This is a genomic window from Rothia nasimurium (assembly GCF_049068285.1).
Taxonomy (GTDB): Bacteria; Actinomycetota; Actinomycetes; order Actinomycetales; family Micrococcaceae; genus Rothia; species Rothia nasimurium_I.
The window spans coordinates 229,358-246,317 of the sequence record NZ_JBLKPV010000003.1 but is presented as its reverse complement, the minus strand read 5'-3'; the positions used below and the strand labels follow the sequence as shown (position 1 = coordinate 246,317).

General features: G+C 60.8%; 18 protein-coding genes. 11 read left to right on the top strand and 7 right to left on the bottom strand.

The features are described from left to right. The first annotated feature begins 172 nt into the window (after positions 1–172). From ACMXX3_RS04625 to ilvA, 4 genes are all read left to right on the top strand, one after another. Entirely contained in the window at positions 173–1,051 is an 879-nt protein-coding gene (locus ACMXX3_RS04625) for an HAD-IIB family hydrolase (protein WP_421083579.1), read from the top strand. Between the two features lie 103 nt (positions 1,052–1,154). Next, positions 1,155–2,033, top strand: coding sequence for a Bax inhibitor-1/YccA family membrane protein (locus ACMXX3_RS04620; RefSeq protein WP_421083578.1), 879 nt, complete (start codon positions 1,155–1,157; stop codon positions 2,031–2,033). A 133-nt stretch (positions 2,034–2,166) separates the two neighbouring features. Then, the gene (locus ACMXX3_RS04615; protein ID WP_421083577.1) at positions 2,167–3,408 is read left to right on the top strand and encodes an AI-2E family transporter; all 1,242 of its coding nucleotides are present in this window, start codon (positions 2,167–2,169) and stop codon (positions 3,406–3,408) included. 26 nt (positions 3,409–3,434) lie between these two features. After that, entirely contained in the window at positions 3,435–4,688 is a 1,254-nt protein-coding gene (gene ilvA, locus ACMXX3_RS04610) for a threonine ammonia-lyase (protein ID WP_421083576.1), read from the top strand. A gap of 122 nt (positions 4,689–4,810) precedes the next feature. On the opposite strand, the gene greA is transcribed toward ilvA, so the two are convergent. Both greA and ACMXX3_RS04600 read right to left on the bottom strand, forming a co-directional pair. Beyond that, a complete protein-coding gene (gene greA / locus ACMXX3_RS04605; RefSeq protein WP_421083575.1) occupies positions 4,811–5,305 on the bottom strand; it encodes a transcription elongation factor GreA in 495 nt (164 codons plus the stop codon). A gap of 170 nt (positions 5,306–5,475) precedes the next feature. Continuing rightward, positions 5,476–5,883, bottom strand: coding sequence for a DUF4307 domain-containing protein (locus ACMXX3_RS04600; protein ID WP_421083574.1), 408 nt, complete (start codon positions 5,881–5,883; stop codon positions 5,476–5,478). 158 nt (positions 5,884–6,041) lie between these two features. Between ACMXX3_RS04600 and mca the strand changes: the two genes are divergently transcribed. Next, the gene (gene mca, locus ACMXX3_RS04595) at positions 6,042–7,001 is read left to right on the top strand and encodes a mycothiol conjugate amidase Mca (RefSeq protein ID WP_421083573.1); all 960 of its coding nucleotides are present in this window, start codon (positions 6,042–6,044) and stop codon (positions 6,999–7,001) included. A 101-nt stretch (positions 7,002–7,102) separates the two neighbouring features. Continuing rightward, the gene (locus tag ACMXX3_RS04590) at positions 7,103–7,426 is read left to right on the top strand and encodes a hypothetical protein (RefSeq protein WP_421083572.1); all 324 of its coding nucleotides are present in this window, start codon (positions 7,103–7,105) and stop codon (positions 7,424–7,426) included. Between the two features lie 77 nt (positions 7,427–7,503). On the opposite strand, the gene trhA is transcribed toward ACMXX3_RS04590, so the two are convergent. Next, positions 7,504–8,241, bottom strand: coding sequence for a PAQR family membrane homeostasis protein TrhA (gene trhA / locus ACMXX3_RS04585; RefSeq protein ID WP_421083571.1), 738 nt, complete (start codon positions 8,239–8,241; stop codon positions 7,504–7,506). Positions 8,242–8,383: 142 nt separating this feature from the next. Between trhA and ACMXX3_RS04580 the strand changes: the two genes are divergently transcribed. From ACMXX3_RS04580 to ACMXX3_RS04565, 4 genes are all read left to right on the top strand, one after another. Further along, positions 8,384–9,145 (top strand): isoprenyl transferase, encoded by a 762-nt coding sequence (locus tag ACMXX3_RS04580; protein WP_421083570.1) that lies wholly within the window; start codon positions 8,384–8,386, stop codon positions 9,143–9,145. 15 nt (positions 9,146–9,160) lie between these two features. Continuing rightward, a complete protein-coding gene (locus ACMXX3_RS04575) occupies positions 9,161–9,694 on the top strand; it encodes a prepilin peptidase (protein WP_421083569.1) in 534 nt (177 codons plus the stop codon). 21 nt (positions 9,695–9,715) lie between these two features. Then, positions 9,716–10,204: an NUDIX hydrolase gene (locus ACMXX3_RS04570; protein WP_421083568.1), complete on the top strand. Its 489-nt coding sequence runs from the start codon at positions 9,716–9,718 to the stop codon at positions 10,202–10,204. 100 nt (positions 10,205–10,304) lie between these two features. Next, complete coding sequence (locus ACMXX3_RS04565; protein ID WP_421083567.1) at positions 10,305–11,489, top strand: acetyl-CoA C-acyltransferase; 1,185 nt, start codon at positions 10,305–10,307, stop codon at positions 11,487–11,489. Positions 11,490–11,608: 119 nt separating this feature from the next. Here ACMXX3_RS04565 and ACMXX3_RS04560 read toward each other — a convergent pair whose 3' ends face one another. The 3 genes from ACMXX3_RS04560 to ACMXX3_RS04550 all read right to left on the bottom strand — a co-directional run bounded on the left by ACMXX3_RS04560 (position 11,609) and on the right by ACMXX3_RS04550 (position 14,561). After that, the gene (locus ACMXX3_RS04560; protein WP_237189436.1) at positions 11,609–13,015 is read right to left on the bottom strand and encodes a class II fumarate hydratase; all 1,407 of its coding nucleotides are present in this window, start codon (positions 13,013–13,015) and stop codon (positions 11,609–11,611) included. An 87-nt stretch (positions 13,016–13,102) separates the two neighbouring features. Beyond that, the gene (locus ACMXX3_RS04555) at positions 13,103–13,753 is read right to left on the bottom strand and encodes a carbonic anhydrase (protein ID WP_421083589.1); all 651 of its coding nucleotides are present in this window, start codon (positions 13,751–13,753) and stop codon (positions 13,103–13,105) included. Between the two features lie 112 nt (positions 13,754–13,865). Then, entirely contained in the window at positions 13,866–14,561 is a 696-nt protein-coding gene (locus ACMXX3_RS04550) for a DUF4245 domain-containing protein (RefSeq protein WP_421083566.1), read from the bottom strand. A 206-nt stretch (positions 14,562–14,767) separates the two neighbouring features. On the opposite strand from ACMXX3_RS04550, the gene glpX reads away from it, so the two are divergent. Beyond that, on the top strand, positions 14,768–15,763 hold the full coding sequence (gene glpX / locus ACMXX3_RS04545; protein ID WP_421083565.1) for a class II fructose-bisphosphatase: 996 nt from the start codon (positions 14,768–14,770) through the stop codon (positions 15,761–15,763). Between the two features lie 144 nt (positions 15,764–15,907). Here glpX and ACMXX3_RS04540 read toward each other — a convergent pair whose 3' ends face one another. Continuing rightward, entirely contained in the window at positions 15,908–16,927 is a 1,020-nt protein-coding gene (locus tag ACMXX3_RS04540; protein WP_421083564.1) for a lipid II:glycine glycyltransferase FemX, read from the bottom strand. Positions 16,928–16,960 lie beyond the last annotated feature (33 nt).

The following is a 16,960-nucleotide window of genomic DNA, read 5'->3' as shown; positions in this document are numbered from 1 at the left end:
CATAATGCGCGAAGCGCGGGCGTACTCTCTTTTTGTAGCCTGGTTGTGGCCTGGGAGTCCTTGTGGGGGTGTTGTGGTTTGTTTTCCGGTGCTTTGGGCGGGGTTCTTGTCTTTTCTGGTTGTTTGTGCTGTTGTCAGCGTAGCCCCTAATGTGTTCGATAGAGTAGGGAGCATGGAAACACCTCACCTTTATGCTGTTGATCTTGATGGTACTTTGCTGGATGATGCAAAGGAGTTTGACCGGGCTGCCCTGGGCAGGGTTTTGGACCTCTTAGCTGCGCAGGGCTCCTATTTGGTGGTTGCAACAGGGAACCAGTTGCCTAAGGCCCAGCAGTATTTGGCGGGGTTTGAGGAGCACCCTCATCTTTACTTTATTTGTGAAAACGGGGCGATTATTCACCACGGGGGAGAGGATCTTGCCCTGTGGTCTTTTAGCGATGAGCAGGTTGCCCAGACTTTGAAGATTTTGGAAGGGTTCCCGGAGGTTGGGATTATCCTTTCCTGCCGTCACAATTCTTATGTTCCCCAGGACCGGTTGGCTATGCTGACGGACCGGGTCTACCGGCAGATCACGGCTGCTGGCTTTGACCTGCCGGGCTATGAGCTGGATCCGCTGAACGCTATCCGTCCTTTCTACCCCCGGGTTGAGGGGGTTGAGGACCCTGCAACTATTACCGATGCCGTGGTGAAAATTGCCTTGAACGCTGAGCCAGGTAGCGATATTAACGGGACGGTTGAAGCCATGAGGGCAGCTCTCCCTGCGGGGCTGACGGCGACCTCTAGTGGCTTTGGTGCTATTGATGTGATTATTGAGGGCAACCATAAGGGCCACGGGGTGGCCTGGTTGGCCCGGCATTTGGGGATTGATGGGGCTGCAACGACGGCTATTGGTGATTCTGGCAATGATCTTGAGATGTTCCAGTATGCTGCCCGGGCTATTGCTATGGAACATTCTGACCCGCTTTTGGCTCCCTACACTGATATGACTATCGGTACTAATCAGGACGGGGCTGTGCTCACCTTCCTAGAAGCTGAACTAACTGGTCAGTAAGTGTGCTTAACGCCCAGAGAAAAAATACCCCCACAAACCCTGTCATATCCGATAGGGTAGAGGAAGACATTTCCACGACTAGAACCCCTAGGAGACACCAGCCGTGGCAGGTAACCCCCTGATTAACAACATGACTAAGCCGGCCGGCGACCCCCGCTTTGGCCAGTTTGGTGCCGGTGGCACTGCCACCGCCAACCCCTATGGCCAGCCCGGCCAGAACCCCTACGGCCAGCAGACCCCGTACGGGTACGGCGAGCAGCAGGTTTCACCGGCTCAGCTCAACGACATGTATAACTACGGCACCGCAACCCCTGCCGATACCAACCGTATTACGATTAACGACATCATCGTCAAGACCGCCCTTAACCTGGGCCTGGTGGTTGTCGGTGCAGTCGTCGCCTGGTACGTCCCGATTCTCATGTTCGTCGGCATGATCGGTGGTCTGGTGCTGGGCATCGTCAACTCTATGAAGAAGAAGGTCTCACCTGCCCTGGTGATGGCCTACTCCGTCTTCGAGGGATTCTTGGTCGGCGGTATCTCCCGTGTTTTTGAAGCCCAGTACCCCGGCCTGGTTGTCCAGGCAGTCTTGGCAACCGTCGTCGTCTTTGCCACCATTTTGGCCCTCTACAGCTCAGGTAAGCTCCGGGCCAGCGCTAAGATGACCCGCTTCTTCATCGTTGCGGCTACTTCCTACTTCATCTTCTGCATGATCAACCTGGTCACCTCCCTCTTCTTTGCAACCAACATGCGGAGCATTGAAGTCATGGGTATCCCCCTGGGTCTGATTATCGGCCTCTTTGCCGTCCTGATGGCCACCTACTCCCTGCTTCTGGACTTTACCCATGCCTCAGAAGCTATCCATGCAGGCTACCCCGAGCGGGAGTCTTGGCGTATTGCCTTTGGCCTGATTGTTTCCCTGGTCTGGCTCTACATCGAGATCCTGCGCATCTTCTACTATCTGCGAGCGATGGCAGACGACTAAACCAGCTCACCTACCAGGTGACACGGAGGGGCAGAACCCGCACCGGGATCTGCCCCTCTTCCCCGTTCAAAAGCCCGGACTAGCCCTGGGCCCAATTACCTCACACGTCAAGGAAGCATGGGACAATAAATCTATGAGTGCTACCCCCGCCCACCCCCCTACGAGTGACCGTCAGGTCCCCTTCGCTCTGCAGGTAGCAGCAGCCTGGGCCTGGCGTCTGGCTATCGTCGGTATCGTCCTTGCAGCCCTCTACTGGATGCTGGCTAAGATTTCGTTGATCGTCATTTCCATCATGATCGCCGCCCTCCTGGCAGGCCTGATTTCCCCGGTTGTCTACTTCCTGCGGAAGAACCGGATCCCGGCAGGTATCGCAACTGCCCTGACTGAAATTGGCTTTATCGGTGGTGTCGTTGGCCTGCTGGCTATCGTGGGCCAGCAGCTCACCAGCGGTTTTTCCTCCCTTTCAGACCAGGTCGTTGAAGGCTGGAACCAGCTGGTTGCCATGCTCAATAACCTGCCCATTGACTTGGGTGCTGACAAGATTGACCAGTACATTAGCCAGCTGATCAGCACCCTGCAGGAGAACACCTCCAGCATTCTGAACGGTGTTGCCTCCGTAGGCTCTACGGCCGCTGATATTGGCACCGGTACCATCATCGTTCTCTTCACCCTCATCTTCTTCCTGATGGAGGGCGAGAAGATCTGGCTCTTTACCACCAAGCTCTTCCCCCAGGACGCCCGCCGGGCCGTCAACGGGGCTGGCCGCCGGGGCTGGAAGTCCCTGGTCTCCTATGTGCGTGTCCAGGTGTTTGTGGCCGCCGTGGACGCCGTCGGTATCGGCCTTTCTGCCTTCTTCCTCGGCGTCCCCCTGGCTATGCCCCTGGGCGTTCTGGTTTTCCTGGGCTCCTTCATTCCCGTTGTCGGCGCTCTGCTGACCGGGGCCATCGCCGTCCTGCTGGCCCTGGTAGCTAACGGCCTGGTTAACGCCCTGATCATGCTGGCTATGGTGCTGATTGTCCAGCAGATCGAATCCAATATCCTCCAGCCCCTGGTTATGGGTAAGGCCGTGGCCCTGCACCCGCTGGCCGTGGTGGTTGCTGTGCTGGCTGGTTCTATGCTCTTCGGTATTATTGGCGCCCTCTTTGCTGTGCCCGTCCTGGCCGTTGTGAACACGGTGATCCGCTACCTGGCCGGCCGAGAATGGGAGAATGATTCCGACATTCGGGACGAGGAATTCCTCTACCCCCACGAAAAGAAGAGACTAGAACGTAAAGCTATCGCTGAAAAGGTCAAGGAGCGCCTCAACCGCATTAAGGAAGCCGACAAGGCTGATGAGGACGCCCGTGAAGCTATCAACGACGGCGCTAAACTCTAAGTCACTACACACTAAAGGTTAGGTCAGTGGAAGCAAGCCCCACCCCCCAGCTGCCCGTTACCCTGGGCAATATCGAAGAAGCCGCCCGTTTGCTTGAGGGCGTCATTGAGCGCACCCCCGTGGCCCACTCCCGGGCCTTGAGCGAACAGGTCGGTTCTGAGGTTTTCCTCAAGTGCGAAAATCTCCAGCGGTCTGGCTCCTTCAAGGTGCGCGGGGCCTATGTTCGGATGGCCAAGCTGACCGAGGCTGAGAAGGCTGTGGGCGTGGTGGCTGCCTCTGCAGGTAACCACGCCCAGGGCGTTGCCCTAGCAGCCTCCCGCCTCGGGATTTCAGCCCGTATCTACATGCCCCAGGGCGCAGCCCTGCCTAAGATTGCAGCCACCCGTGACCACGGCGCAGAAGTTGTGTTGCACGGTGTCAACGTGGATGAGGCCCTGGCAGAGGCTAAGCGCTTTGCTGAAGAAACCGGGGCTGTCTTTGTCCATCCCTTCGATAATGAAGACATCATTGCCGGGCAGGGAACCCTGGGCTTAGAGGTCCTGGAACAGGTCCCGGACGTCGACACCATCCTCGTGGGCGTTGGCGGCGGCGGCCTGTTGGCCGGTCTTTCCATTGCTGTGCGCGAGAAAGAGAAGCAGCTGGGCAAGAAGATCCGCATTATCGGGGTGCAGGCCGAGCACGCGGCCGCCTACCCGCCTTCTTTGGCTGCGGACGCCCTCGTCCCCCTCAAAAAGGTTTCAACCATTGCTGACGGTATTGCGGTGGGCCGCCCCGGCCAGCTGCCTTTCACCATCATTAAGTCCCTGGTTGATGATGTGCACACCGTCTCTGAGGACGAGATTGCCCGCGCCCTCATCTTCCTGATGGAACGCAACAAGCTGGTGGTCGAACCGGCCGGTTCGGTGTCGGTTGCTGCATTGATGAGCGGTACCCTCAAAGAAAAGTATGGAGATTTGGGCACCACCGTCTGCCTGCTCTCTGGCGGTAACATCGACCCCATGCTCATGCTCAAGGTGATCCAGCGAGGCCTTTCAGCAGCTGGCCGGTACATGACCATTAAGCTCATGCTCAATGACCGGCCCGGTGAGCTCACCACCATCTCCCGTATCATCTCAGAGTGCGACGCTAACGTCACAGGTGTTGACCACACCCGCGTTGGCGGTGCCCTGTCCATGGGGGATGTCTCCATCACCATCGATATGGAAACTAAGGGCCTGGAACACTGCAAGCAGGTGCTTGCAGCTCTGGAGGCTGAAGGCTATAAGCCCATGGTGGTCTAGCCCGCCCCCTACCTGCCTGAGCGCTGAAAAAACAGGGCCCGGCCGTCCTTTACCCCACGGGGTGTTAGGACGGCCGGGCCCTGCTGTGTTGTTAGCCTGCAGCTGGGGCTGCGGGCTGGGTCCTAGCCCTGGAAGGGCTTGGCCGAGATGATCTTGACCGGGATCTGCTTGCCGTTGGGGGCCTCGTAGGAGAGCTCATCGCCCACCTTGTGGCCGTAGATGGCAGAACCCATGGGGGACTTCTCGGAGAAGACCTGCAGGTCGGTGCCGCCGGTCAGGGTGTCTGCGACCTCGCGGGAGCCGAGCAGGAAGGTCATGGTCTTGCCCATGATTTCAGCTTCAACAACCATGCCAGACTCCACCACGCCGTCGTCTGCAGCGGGCTTGTCAGATACGACTGCGTTCTCCAAGAGGTGCTTGAGCTGCTTGATACGGCCCTCGTTCTTGCCCTGCTCTTCGCGGGCGGCATGGTAGCCACCGTTTTCCTTGAGGTCGCCCTCGTCGCGGGCAGCAGAGATACGCTCAACGATTTCCTGGCGGTAGGGGCCAGAGAGGTACTCGAGCTCATCCTGTAGCTTCTTGTAGGCTTCCTGAGTCAGCCAAGCGCCTTCAGCCATGTGTTGTACTCCATTTCAGGTTATTCCGGGCCTCCGGACGACGCGGGGCGCGGTATGAGAGAAAAACGGCAGGTGTAGCGGGAGATCCGCTTGCCGTATCAGAACATTGTGCCTAGTCTAACTCACAGGCAGGGGACTGGGTCTATCTTCACCCGGTAGAGAAACCGGAATTAATCGACCTTCCAGCAGCTATCGACGGTGACAGTGGTGGCCTCGCCCAGGAGCCGCAAGGTGGTGCTTTGCACGGATACCCCGTTGCCCTGGGTATCTGTGTAGGGGCCGATGGCGACTTCCTTCCAGCCGACGGGGGCCCCGGCGGTGTTGAGGGCCTTGACAGCGCAGACGGCTGTGTCCTGGGGTTGCTTAGCTACCTCGAAAGTGATGGAGGCTTCGTCCTGGCTGGTGAGCTCAAAGCCGACGTCGCGGCCGACAGGCCGGTCAGCCCGATCGAGCTGGACCCAGCCGACGAAGGCTACACCTATCAGGACAGCAAGGAGGGTGAGGGCGTACCAGAACCTTGGGGGGACGGTACGGGCTTTGTTGCCGGTGCCGTAGCGGGCCTGCAAATCAGCAGCCATCTCACTCCTTTCATACGAGGTAACACGGGGACCGTCAGCCCGTACTGCTACCGGTAGAATAGGGAGGGCTAAACGGGGTCACCACCCTAACCTTACCCTTTTGCCCTCCATAAATCAGCCCGGCTGAGCCGAGCCCCAGCAGTTGAACGGAAGAACGAATGAGCGCCCCTGAAACCTCCACTCTTGGTTACGATCCAGCCCTCCTTGCCCCGCTCAACGACGATTACACCGGCCTGCGAATCCTGGCCGTCCACGCCCACCCCGACGACGAATCGTCCAAGGGGGCTTCCAGCATGGCAGCCTATGTGGCCCGGGGCGCCCGCGTCATGGTGGCCTCTATGACCGGGGGCGAACGGGGGGATATCCTGAATGAGGCCGTGAACTCCAACCCGGCTGCCCACCGGGATTTGCCGGGTGTCCGCCGGAAGGAGATGGCCCAGGCCGCTGAAGTCTTGGGTATTGAGCACCGCTGGATGGGGTTTACCGATTCGGGCCTGCCCGAGGGGGACCCGCTGCCGCCGCTTCCTTTCGGAGCCTTTGCAACCCTGCCCCTGGAAACAGCTGCAGCCCCCCTGGTGCGCCTGGTCCGTGACTTCAAGCCGCACATCATTTTGACCTATGACGAGATCGGTGGCTACCCCCACCCCGACCACATCATGACCCACCGGGTCTCCATGGAGGCCTTTGAAAAGGCTGGGGACGCTACCGCCTACCCGGGAACCGGGCAGCCCTGGAGCGTGTCAAAGATTTACTACGACCGGGCCTTCAACATGGACCGCATGAGCGCTTTCCACCGCTATCTTGAAGAGGCGGGCCTGGAGTCACCTTTTGCCCGTTGGGTTGCCCTCTCCTTGGAAGAGGACGCTGAAGGCCACCGTCCGCCGGTCTCCCGCCACCAGACCACTACCCGCATTAGCTCCGGGGAGTTCTTCGAGAAGCGGGATGAGGCCCTGAAAGCCCACGCCTCCCAGGTTGCCCCTGATTCCCTCTTTTTCGCGGTGTCGCCAGCAGCCCAGCGGGAAATCTGGCCCTTTGAGGATTATGTGCTGGCCCATGCCCGCGTCCGCACTGACCTGCCAGAAACCTGCTTCGCCCAGGGGATCGACTACCGCAAGTAAGCGGGGGTAGGCCTTCACCCGTTGCTGGCCGCAGGTAGCCAGTAGAATGGGGTGCGGGGCAGAACCCGTAACCGACGAACACAACCCTAGAGGACTCCACCGTGTCAGCACTCAGCCAGCTCACCCTGCTCGCAGCCGAGGCCACCCCCACCGTTATTACAACGGTGAACCCGGACGGCTCCTTCCGCGGCTCCCCGGGGATTGTCGGCTTTATTATCACCTTCATTCTGGGTATTTTCATCGTCTTCCTGGGCCTTGATTTGACCCGCCGGGCCCGCCGCCTGCGCTACCGCAGCGAGTACGCGATTGCCCGGGAGGCCGAGGAGCGGGCCGCTGCCCAGGCTGCTGCGGGGAAGGAAGCTGCCGCCGCGACCGTCCGCGACGAAGCTGAGGTTGCCCAGGACCACCTGCGCCGCCCCCACTAGCCCCCACCCTTTTTAACTGACAAGGACGCACCCGCTGAGGCCGGTGCGTCCTTGTCAGTTTTATCTCCGGGGTTGGTTTAGAGGAAGATTGCGAACATGACCGCTATGTAGTGCTGGATGAAGCCAGCTACGGTGAAGGCATGGAAGAGCTCGTGGAAGCCAAAGACCTGGGGGGCTATGGCCGGGCGTTTGGTTCCGTAGAAGACGGCGCCGATGATGTAGGTGAGGCCACCGGTTGCAATCAGCACCGTCGCTACCTTGGAGGCCTGCCAGAGGTCACCCATGAAGAAGACCGCCATCAGCCCCATAATGACGTAGATGGGGGTGTAGAGCCAGCGCGGGGCCCCCGTCCAGAAGACCCGGAAGAGGGTGACAGAGAGGGCGCAGCCCCAGATAGTCCAGAGCATAATGCTTCGGCTGGCCCCCTCAAGCATGGTGAGGGCCACCGGGGTATAGGTGCCGGCAATGAGCAAGGTGATGTTGGCGTGGTCCAACCGTTTGAGGAACATGCGGGCCTTAGCGGGCCAGAAACCACGGTGGTACATACCTGAAACCCCAAAGAGGAGCACCCCGGTCAGGGCGAAAATAGCGCAGGCAATCCCCACGGTGCCGCCCCCGGACAGGGCAATCAAGACAATCCCGGCGATGAAGACCACCGGGGCGAAACCCGCATGAATCCAGCCACGAAGCAGGGGCTTGCCGTTGAGGCGGTAAAACTCCATGACCTCCCGCTGGACGTCCGTCAGGCGGTCCCAGAGACCTGCTGAATCGGGAGAGTGGGAGGACGGGGCGGAGGAATGGTTCGAAGCGCTCATACTATTTAGTATGGCAGGTCAAAATAGCAGGCGGTAGGGGAGAGGGACAAGATGACAGCCCACCGGTCCCACCCCGGTGGTGGCCCCGGCGCGGTAGAATAGACCCGACCCCGCCCCATCCGGTGCCCCAAGGAGCCAGCCCATGAAACTGCCCCAGCCCCTCTACACGGTGTATGAGCGTTCGCTGGTCTCTGCGATTCCAACGGAGAAGTTGCCCCAGCACATCGGCGTCCTGGTGGATGGCAACCGCCGCTGGGCTGCCCAGCTGGGGGAGAGCACCAAGCACGGCCACCAGGCCGGAGCCGCCCGCATCATTGAATTTTTGGGCTGGTGTACCGAGATGAAAATCCCCATGGTCACCCTCTATATGCTGTCCACTGAGAACCTGAAACGTTCCAGCGGGGAGCTGCTTGACCTGGTTGAGGTCATTGAGGGCTTTGTGGGCCAGCTGGCAGAGACAGGTATCGGCAAGATCCGGGCGGTAGGCCAGCTGGAATCCCTGCCTGAGGGGCTGCGACAGGCCTTTGAGAAGGCCATGGCCGAAACTTCAGCAGTTGAAGGCCTGCAGGTCAATATCGCGGTGGGCTACGGGGGTCGCCAGGAAATTACGGACGCGGTGCGAAACCTCCTGCGCGAGGCCGCCGCCTCAGGCGTGGGCCTGGATGAGCTGGCTGCCAAGCTGACCAGTGACGATATCTCCCGCCACCTCTACACCAGCGGTATGCCCGACCCTGACCTTCTGATTCGCACCTCGGGCGAGCAGCGGCTGTCTGGCTTTATGACCTGGCAGTCTGCCTACTCTGAGTTTTACTTCTGCGAGGCCCTGTGGCCTGACTTCCGCCGGGTGGACTTTTTGCGGGCCCTGAGGGATTACGCTAACCGCCAGCGCCGCTTCGGCTCCTAGCTGTGGAGGGTGCCGGTGCTGGAGCTACTGCTTGATTTGATCCAGGACGGACGGGCGGGCAGCTGGCAGGCTGCCCTGGCCTCCGCCCTGCTGGGCTGGGTTTTGGCCTATTACCTGGTCTGTGCAGGACGCCTGTGGCGGATTGACGTTAAAGAGCACCGCCTGCCGGATAGGATCGTTTTGCCCATGTACCTGCTGGTTGGCTTTCCCCTGCTGGGAATTATTCTTCTGACCAGCGAAAACAGCTTGGCCCATGCCCGGGAGACCGCTTATAGTGCCGTGCTGATGATGGGGGTTTACTGGATCATGCGCAAGGCCTCCCGGGGTGCCCTGGGCTTGGGGGACGTCAAACTGGCCGGGGTGCTGGGCCTGCTCCTTGGCTTCATCTCCCCCCTGAATCTGCTCTGGGGCAACCTCTTGATCTTCCTGGCAGGGGGCTTGACCGCCCTCGTCCTGGTGCTCACCCGCAAAGCCAGCTTCAACACCCACCTTGCCTTCGGGCCCTTTATGCTCCTGGGCACCACCATTGCCCTCTTCCTGCCCGCCTAACCTCCTGAAAGGGGCTAACCTGTGCCGACTCCGTCCTTTATCACCGACCTGCGTGCCAAAATAGGCCACGATTTGCTCTGGCTCTCGGGGGCAACTGCCGTGGTGCAGCGGGAGAACGGCGATATCCTGCTGGTGCGCCGGAGTGACACCGGGGCCTGGACCCCCATCACCGGCATCGTCGACCCCGGGGAGAACCCGGCCCTGACCTGCCTGCGGGAAGCAGAAGAAGAAGCCGGGGTAGAGATTGAGGTAGTTGCATTCGCCCAGCTCAAGGTGGACCCGCCCATGACCTTTGGCAATGGCGACCGCTGCCAGTTCCTGGACCACACCTTCTACTGTCGCTACGTCTCAGGCCAGGCTAGGGTTAACGATGAAGAATCCAGCCAGGTCGCCTGGGTGCCGGTCGCTGACCTGCCTGACTACTGCAGCAACCGGATGCTCGACCGCATCGAAGCAGCCCTCAACTGGAAGGACGGGGCCCGGTTCGGCTTCGAATCAGTGCAGGAGTAACAAACCATCTAACCCTTGTGTCATGAGACACAGGGGTTTTATGCTGGGGTGAAAGCTCACAACAGGCGCCCAGCCTGCCCTCAACGACGAGAGAAAGCATATGAATCCCCAGGACGTTGTCATCATTGGAGCCGCCCGCACCCCCCAGGGCAAAATCATGGGGGCGGTCTCCTCCCTCACCGCCGTAGAACTTGGCACTATCGCCCTGACCAAGGCCCTGACCGGGGCAGGCCTTGCCCCTGCGCAGGTCCAATCGGTCATCTTCGGCCAGGTCGTGCAGGCCGGGGCCGGGCAGAACCCCGCAAAACAAACAGCCCGGGCCGCCGGTATCCCCATTGCCACCCCAGCTTTGACCGTCAACAGCGTCTGCCTCTCAGGCCTCCGCGCTGTTATTGACGCTGCCCGCCTGATTCGCGCCGGTGAAGTCCAGGTAGCTGTTGCCGGTGGCCAGGAGTCCATGTCCCGCGCCCCCTTCCTGCTGCCGGACTTCCGCTCTGGAAAGGTCTACGGGGCTGCCGGGGTGCTGGACGCTGTAGAACGCGACGCCCTCACCGACGCCCAGGGGGGCTTCTCCATGGGCGTTCTGACCGAGACCAGCAACGCTGACTTTAACGTGACCCGCCAGGAGCAGGACGAGATCGCCGCCGCCTCCCACCAGCGGGCAGCGGCAGCAGCGGCCGCCGGACTCTTTGAGGCAGAAATCGCCCCGGTGGAGATCAAGACCCGCAAGGGGACGGTCACAGTGACCGCTGACGAGGGGGTACGCGAGGGAACGACGGCCGAGGTGCTGGCTCAGCTCCGCCCCGCTTTTGATAAGGACGGCACCATCACCGCAGGTAACGCCTCCCCGCTCTCAGACGGGGCAGCAGCCTTGGTGCTCTCAAGCCGAGAATTTGCCGAAGCGAACGGAATTAAGCCGCTGGCCACCGTCCTGGCCTGGGCCAACACCGCCGGGCCCGAAAACGTGTTGCACTACCAGCCCTCCCGGGCCATTGCAGCTGCCCTTGAAAAAGCCGGGCTCACCGCCGCCGACCTTGACCACATCGAAATTAACGAGGCCTTCGCGGCTGTTTCAGCTGTCTCCACCCGCGAACTTGGGCTAGACCCTGAGAAGGTCAACCCCCACGGTGGGGCAATTGCCCTGGGCCACCCCGTCGGGGCCTCCGGTGCCCGTCTTACCGTCCATGCCGCCCACGTCCTAGCCGCCGGTGAAGCCAACTACGCTGCTGTCTCCCTCTGCGGCGGCGGGGGCCAGGGTGACGCCCTCATCCTGGGCAGGCCCTAACCCGCCCTGGCAGAGCCCACCCACCGGGGCCCCTGCCCTGTCAGAAGTAGACAGATAGAAAGGCTGGCCCCCGAGAATTTTCTCGGGGGCCAGCCTTTACTCGGTGGAAAAAGCTAAGGTTAGAAGTTACCCAGCATCTTGGTGACGTCCAGGGCCTCATCCAGCTGGGCCTCGGTGACTTCACCGCGCTCAACGTAACCCAGGGCAATGACGGCCTCGCGCACGGTGGTCTTGTTAGCCACCGAGTACTTGGCAATCTTGGCTGCGGCCTCGTAGCCGATCAGCTTGTTCATGGGGGTGACGGTTGAGGGGGAGGCCTCAGCCAGGAAGCGGGCACGCTCCACGTTGGCTTCTAGGCCGTCAATCATCTTGTCGGCCATGACGCGGGAGGTGTTGGCCAGCAGGCGGATGGACTGCAGCAGGTTGGCGGCCATAACGGGGATACCCACGTTCAGCTCGAAGGCACCGTTGGTGGAGGACAGGGCGATGGTGGTGTCGTTACCGATGACCTGGGCACAGACCATAATGGCTGCTTCACAAATCACGGGGTTGACCTTGCCGGGCATGATGGAGGAACCGGGCTGCAGATCGGGGATGTGCAGCTCGCCCAGGCCGGTGTTGGGGCCAGAACCCATCCAGCGAATATCGTTGTTAATCTTCATGAAAGAGTAGGCGATATTACGCAGCTGGCCGGAGGCCTCAATCAGGCCGTCACGGTTAGCCTGGGCCTCAAAGTGGTTGCGGGCCTCGGTCAGGGGCAGGCCGGTTTCTTCAGCCAGCAGTTCAATGACGCGGGCAGAGAAGCCGTCGGGGGTGTTAATACCGGTGCCCACAGCGGTACCACCCAGGGGGACCTCGGCGACGCGGGGCAGGGAGGCGTGGATACGCTCAACCCCGTAGCGCACCTGGGCTGCGTAGCCGGAGAACTCCTGGCCCAGGGTGACGGGCGTGGCGTCCATCAGGTGGGTGCGGCCGGACTTGACGACGTCCTTGAACTCAACCGCCTTACGCTCCAGGGACTCAGCCAGGTATTCCAGGGCCGGAACCAAATCCTTGAGCAGGGCCTCGGTAGCGGCCACATGCACGGAGGTGGGGAAGACGTCGTTGGAGGACTGGGAGGCGTTGACGTGATCGTTGGGGTGGACCTCGACATCCTGACCCTCCAGAGCCTTGTTAGCCAGGGTTGCCAGCACCTCGTTGGTGTTCATGTTGGAGGAGGTGCCAGAGCCGGTCTGGAAGACGTCGATGGGGAAATGCTCATCGTAGTCACCGGCAGCAACCTTATCTGCGGCGTCGCGGATAGCGGCGGCGCGGGTTGCATCCAGGACGCCGAGCTCTTCGTTGGCGCTCGCTGCTGCCTTCTTGATGAGGGCTAGGGCGCGGATGTGGGCAGACTCCAGTGTCTGGCCTGAGATGGGGAAGTTTTCAACGGCACGCTGGGTCTGGGCACGGTAGAGGGCGTTAACCGGTACGCGGACCTCACCCATGGTGTCGTGTTCAATGCGGTATTCAGTGTTTTCAGCCATACTCCCTAGTCTAATACGCCGCCGTGACGGCTGTCGCATTGGAGCCGGAAGATGACGAGACAAGAAAATACCTGCTGGCCTACCCGCCTAAGAGGCCGTGGGGAGGCCGAACCCGCCGTCCGTTATCTCGGGTGAGGACGAATAGACTAGGTCGGCTTTGCCGTCGGCCAGGTGGTAGAAAACGCCGATGACGGCCAGGGAGCCGTCCTCAATACGCTGACGAATAATGCCCGACTGCTCAGCAATCCGGGCCGCAGTCTGGCGGGTATGCTCCACCACCATATCGTTGATAGTGGCCCCCTCGGGTAGATCCGGAGAAATCACCGACGGCAAAATACCCTCCACCAGGTTGCGGATAAATCCGCCGGGCATTTCACCCTCCACCAGGGCCTTCTGGGTGGCTGTGATCGCGCCGCAGGAGTCGTGACCCAGCACCATAATCAGCGGGGTATTCAGGGCCCCGCTGGCGTACTCCAGGGAGCCGAGGACGGCGTCGTCCAGCACCTGCCCGGCAGTGCGCACCACAAAGGCATCGCCTAAGCCGAGGTCAAAAATAATTTCAGCAGCCAGGCGGGAATCCCCGCACCCAAAAATGGCGGCGAAAGGGTGCTGACCGGCAACAAGCTCAGCGCGGCGGGCAGCGTCCTGGTTGGGGTGGGACCGGTTGCCCTCCACAAAACGGGTATTGCCCTCCACAAGACGCTCCCAGGCCTGGAGCGGGGTTTCAATGGTGCTCATCATCTTCCTTTCACCGTATCTAGGCAAAACGATAGCAAGCACCCCCACCCAGAAGGTGTGTAAGCAGCCTTACATTTACCGGGGTGTTGGGGGAAGGACGGCCGGGCGCTAACTACTTAATGCCGGTGGATGAGGTCGGAGCTTCGGTCGGTTGGGGGCCGCTCAACTGCTTCGCGGTGGCCTCAATCAGAGCCTGGAACTCAGCAGGATCAGCGTCGCCCTTGACAATCAGGGCGGTATTTTCCAGTTCCCCGATATAGAAGGTGGTGATTTTTTCCTTATCCTCCGGGTCAACCAGGGTTCTTACCTCCCAGGTTGCCCCGTCAATCTGGAGGCTGGCTTCAGGCACAGCGTTACCGGTCTTCTGGGCAATCCAGGTGGGGTTAGAGTCGGCTGCCTGAATGATTTCAAGGAAGGCGTTGCTGGGGGTTACCTGGCCGGTTTCCCAATAGTTAATGCCGTCAGCCTGACCGCTGATCCAGCGGGCGTAGTTATAGTGCCAGCCCTCCTGCTCAGCCGCTGCCACGGGGTAGCCTGCCACCTGGCTGGCCTCGTAGGAGACGAGGGGCAGGTCCACCGTGGGCCGGTAGGGGTTCTTGTTGGGCTGCGGCATCATCCAGATCACGGGCAGCAAGAGGAGGGTAATGACGACCATCGAAATCACCATATTGCGGGCTGGGGCGTTGATCCTCTCAGCCTGCTTGGCGGTAATCTGCGGGATGACCTGCTCGTCGGAGGTAGCCGCTACAGCCTCGTTGGTGCTGGCAGATTCGGCAGGTTGCTGGTGGGGGTTGTTCGATGAAGTCACGCCTTCTATTTTCATATACTTTCCCCCACCGGCGCTACCTGGCAGATGAGTAAGGTGAACATTTGTTGTCACAGAGGGGGGATAGTCAGCACGGATGTTACATGCAGCCGTGAAAGCGGGGGCCTGAACGGGTAATCTAGTGACTGTAGGCGCTGGGGCCCCGGGTCCTTGGCGCTCTGATCGAAAAAACTACTCGAAGGTGAGTCATGTCAGAAGAATTCAACGAAGATCGTAACCTCGCGCTGGAACTGGTGCGGGCTACTGAAGCCGCCGCGATTGCGTCCGGCCCCCTGGTGGGCGCCGGCGATAAGAATATGGCGGACGGGGCTGCGGTTGATGCGATGCGGGCCCGCCTGAAGACCGTCCACTTCAACGGCACCGTCGTGATCGGTGAAGGCGAGAAGGACGAAGCCCCCATGCTCTTCAACGGGGAGCAGGTTGGCGATGGTTCAGGGGCCAAGTTCGACGTTGCGGTAGATCCCATTGACGGTACCCGCCTGACCGCCCTGGGCATGGATAATGCCCTGTCCGTTATCGCCGTTGCCGAGGGCGGAACCATGTTTGACCCCTCAGCTGTCTTCTACATGGAGAAGCTGGTCACCGGCCCCGAGGCTGCCGACCTGGTTGACCTGCGCCTGCCCGTCAAGCAGAACCTGCACCTGGTGGCAAAAGCCAAGGGCACCAATGTGAACCAGCTGACTGTCTGCGTGCTGGACCGGCCCCGTCACGCCAAGCTGGTTGAAGAGATCCGGGCAACCGGCGCCCGGACCCGCATGATTATGGACGGCGACGTAGCGGGTGCGATTGCTGCCTGCCGCGAAGGCACCGGCGTTGATTTGATGATGGGTATTGGCGGTACCCCTGAAGGTATCGTGGCTGCCTGCGCGATCAAGGCAACCGGCGGTGTCATCCAGGGCCGTCTTGCCCCTGTTGACGAGGCTGAGCGCCAGAAGGCCCTGGACGCTGGCCACGACCTCGACGCTGTCCTGACCACCGACGAGCTGGTCACCACCGATAACTGCTTCTTTGCTGCCACCGGCATTACCGACGGTAAGCTCCTGCGCGGTGTGCGTTACGGCAGGGACACCGTCACCACCCAGTCTTTGGTCATGCGTTCTAAGTCCGGTACCGTGCGCCTGATTGAGGCTGAGCACAAGCTCTCCCGCTACTCTTCCATGCTTGCTGGAACCATGAACCGTTAGGGGCTTAGCTTCGAGTAAAGGCAGGGGCAGATGCGCCCGAAGCCGACGTGGACCGGGGCTGGCGGTGAATCGCTTGCGAGTTCACGAGCCAGCGAGAGCGGTTGTCGGCGGGAGTGCATCTGCCCCTGCCCCTTTATTTACCCCTTATTTGCCGATTTTGGCGCGAACCTGCCCGATAGCGTCCTTGGCCTTGGGTAGCAGGGTGCCGGTGGCGAACTTCTTTCCCGAAGCAAGGGCTTCGCGGCCAGCCCGGATGCCCTGGTAGGCCTTGTAGCCGGTGGCAGAGACGGGTAGGTCCCAGGTTCCGGGGTAGGTTACTGATTCGCCGCCGAAGGACTTCTTGAACTTGGTGAAGCCGGACCATTCGTGGTTGGGATCGTCATCGGGGGCGATGCCGAAGAGGTCCATGGTGGTCAGGCCCTTGGCTTTGGCATCGAGGATGATGGTAGAGAGCAGGGGGTTGCCGACCTGGAGCTTACGGTGCTCAAAAGAGGTTGCTGCGTGGGCGTAGACGCGGGTGTCGTCAGAGTCGTAGACCAGGGAGGCGCCGATGGGTTCGCCGTCCACGCGGGCGATGAAGAGGGTGGCAGCGTCAGCTGGCATGAGCACTTCGGCGACGCGGGTCAGGTAGGTGTCTTGCTGGCGGTTGAAGCCGGCCCGGCCTGCGGTTTCGTCCAGGTATTTGAGCAGGATTTTGATGTCTGCCGGGTCCTGGGACTTTTCGAAGGTGACCCCCTTCTTGTGAATGTTGCGGTGCAGGTTGCGGTTGGTGGACTTCATTCCCGCGAGGATTTCGTCCTCGCTCTGGGTGAGGTCGATGATTTGGGTGTGGGAGGGCTGCACCTGGCGGGGGGAGAGCCTGAATCCCCGGGCAGCTAGGAAGGCTTCCCCGCTCTGGCTACCCCAAATATCTGAGCGGGTGGGCTCGACGCGGATGAACCAGCATTTGTTGGCTGCGGCAACTTGCTTCATATCTGCAATGGCAGCTTCGAAGGCCTCAGCAGAATCTGCTTCAGGCCCGTAGGGGGCGTAGAGGTAGCGGCCGGTTGCTCCGCCTTCGAGGGTAGCCATGTAGCGCCAGCCCTTACCTTCACCACGGAATACCTGGTGGCCATTGGCCTCTTGGAACCGGGCCCAAATGTCTGATTGCAGGATATTACTCATGCCTATCAGCTTACCGGTTCAAGGCCCGCCTAG

Excerpts from the sequence above, each read along its gene's own strand:
- ACMXX3_RS04540 (WP_421083564.1), bottom strand. The coding sequence starts at position 16,927 with ATGAGTAATATCCTGCAATCAGACATTTGGGCCCGGTTCCAAGAGGCC.
- ACMXX3_RS04560 (WP_237189436.1), bottom strand. The coding sequence starts at position 13,015 with ATGGCTGAAAACACTGAATACCGCATTGAACACGACACCATGGGTGAG.
- ACMXX3_RS04555 (WP_421083589.1), bottom strand. The coding sequence starts at position 13,753 with ATGAGCACCATTGAAACCCCGCTCCAGGCCTGGGAGCGTCTTGTGGAG.
- ACMXX3_RS04565 (WP_421083567.1), top strand. The coding sequence starts at position 10,305 with ATGAATCCCCAGGACGTTGTCATCATTGGAGCCGCCCGCACCCCCCAG.
- ACMXX3_RS04600 (WP_421083574.1), bottom strand. The coding sequence starts at position 5,883 with ATGGCTGCTGATTTGCAGGCCCGCTACGGCACCGGCAACAAAGCCCGT.
- ACMXX3_RS04615 (WP_421083577.1), top strand. The coding sequence starts at position 2,167 with ATGAGTGCTACCCCCGCCCACCCCCCTACGAGTGACCGTCAGGTCCCC.
- glpX (WP_421083565.1), top strand. The coding sequence starts at position 14,768 with ATGTCAGAAGAATTCAACGAAGATCGTAACCTCGCGCTGGAACTGGTG.
- mca (WP_421083573.1), top strand. The coding sequence starts at position 6,042 with ATGAGCGCCCCTGAAACCTCCACTCTTGGTTACGATCCAGCCCTCCTT.
- ACMXX3_RS04625 (WP_421083579.1), top strand. The coding sequence starts at position 173 with ATGGAAACACCTCACCTTTATGCTGTTGATCTTGATGGTACTTTGCTG.
- trhA (WP_421083571.1), bottom strand. The coding sequence starts at position 8,241 with ATGAGCGCTTCGAACCATTCCTCCGCCCCGTCCTCCCACTCTCCCGAT.
- ACMXX3_RS04580 (WP_421083570.1), top strand. The coding sequence starts at position 8,384 with ATGAAACTGCCCCAGCCCCTCTACACGGTGTATGAGCGTTCGCTGGTC.
- greA (WP_421083575.1), bottom strand. The coding sequence starts at position 5,305 with ATGGCTGAAGGCGCTTGGCTGACTCAGGAAGCCTACAAGAAGCTACAG.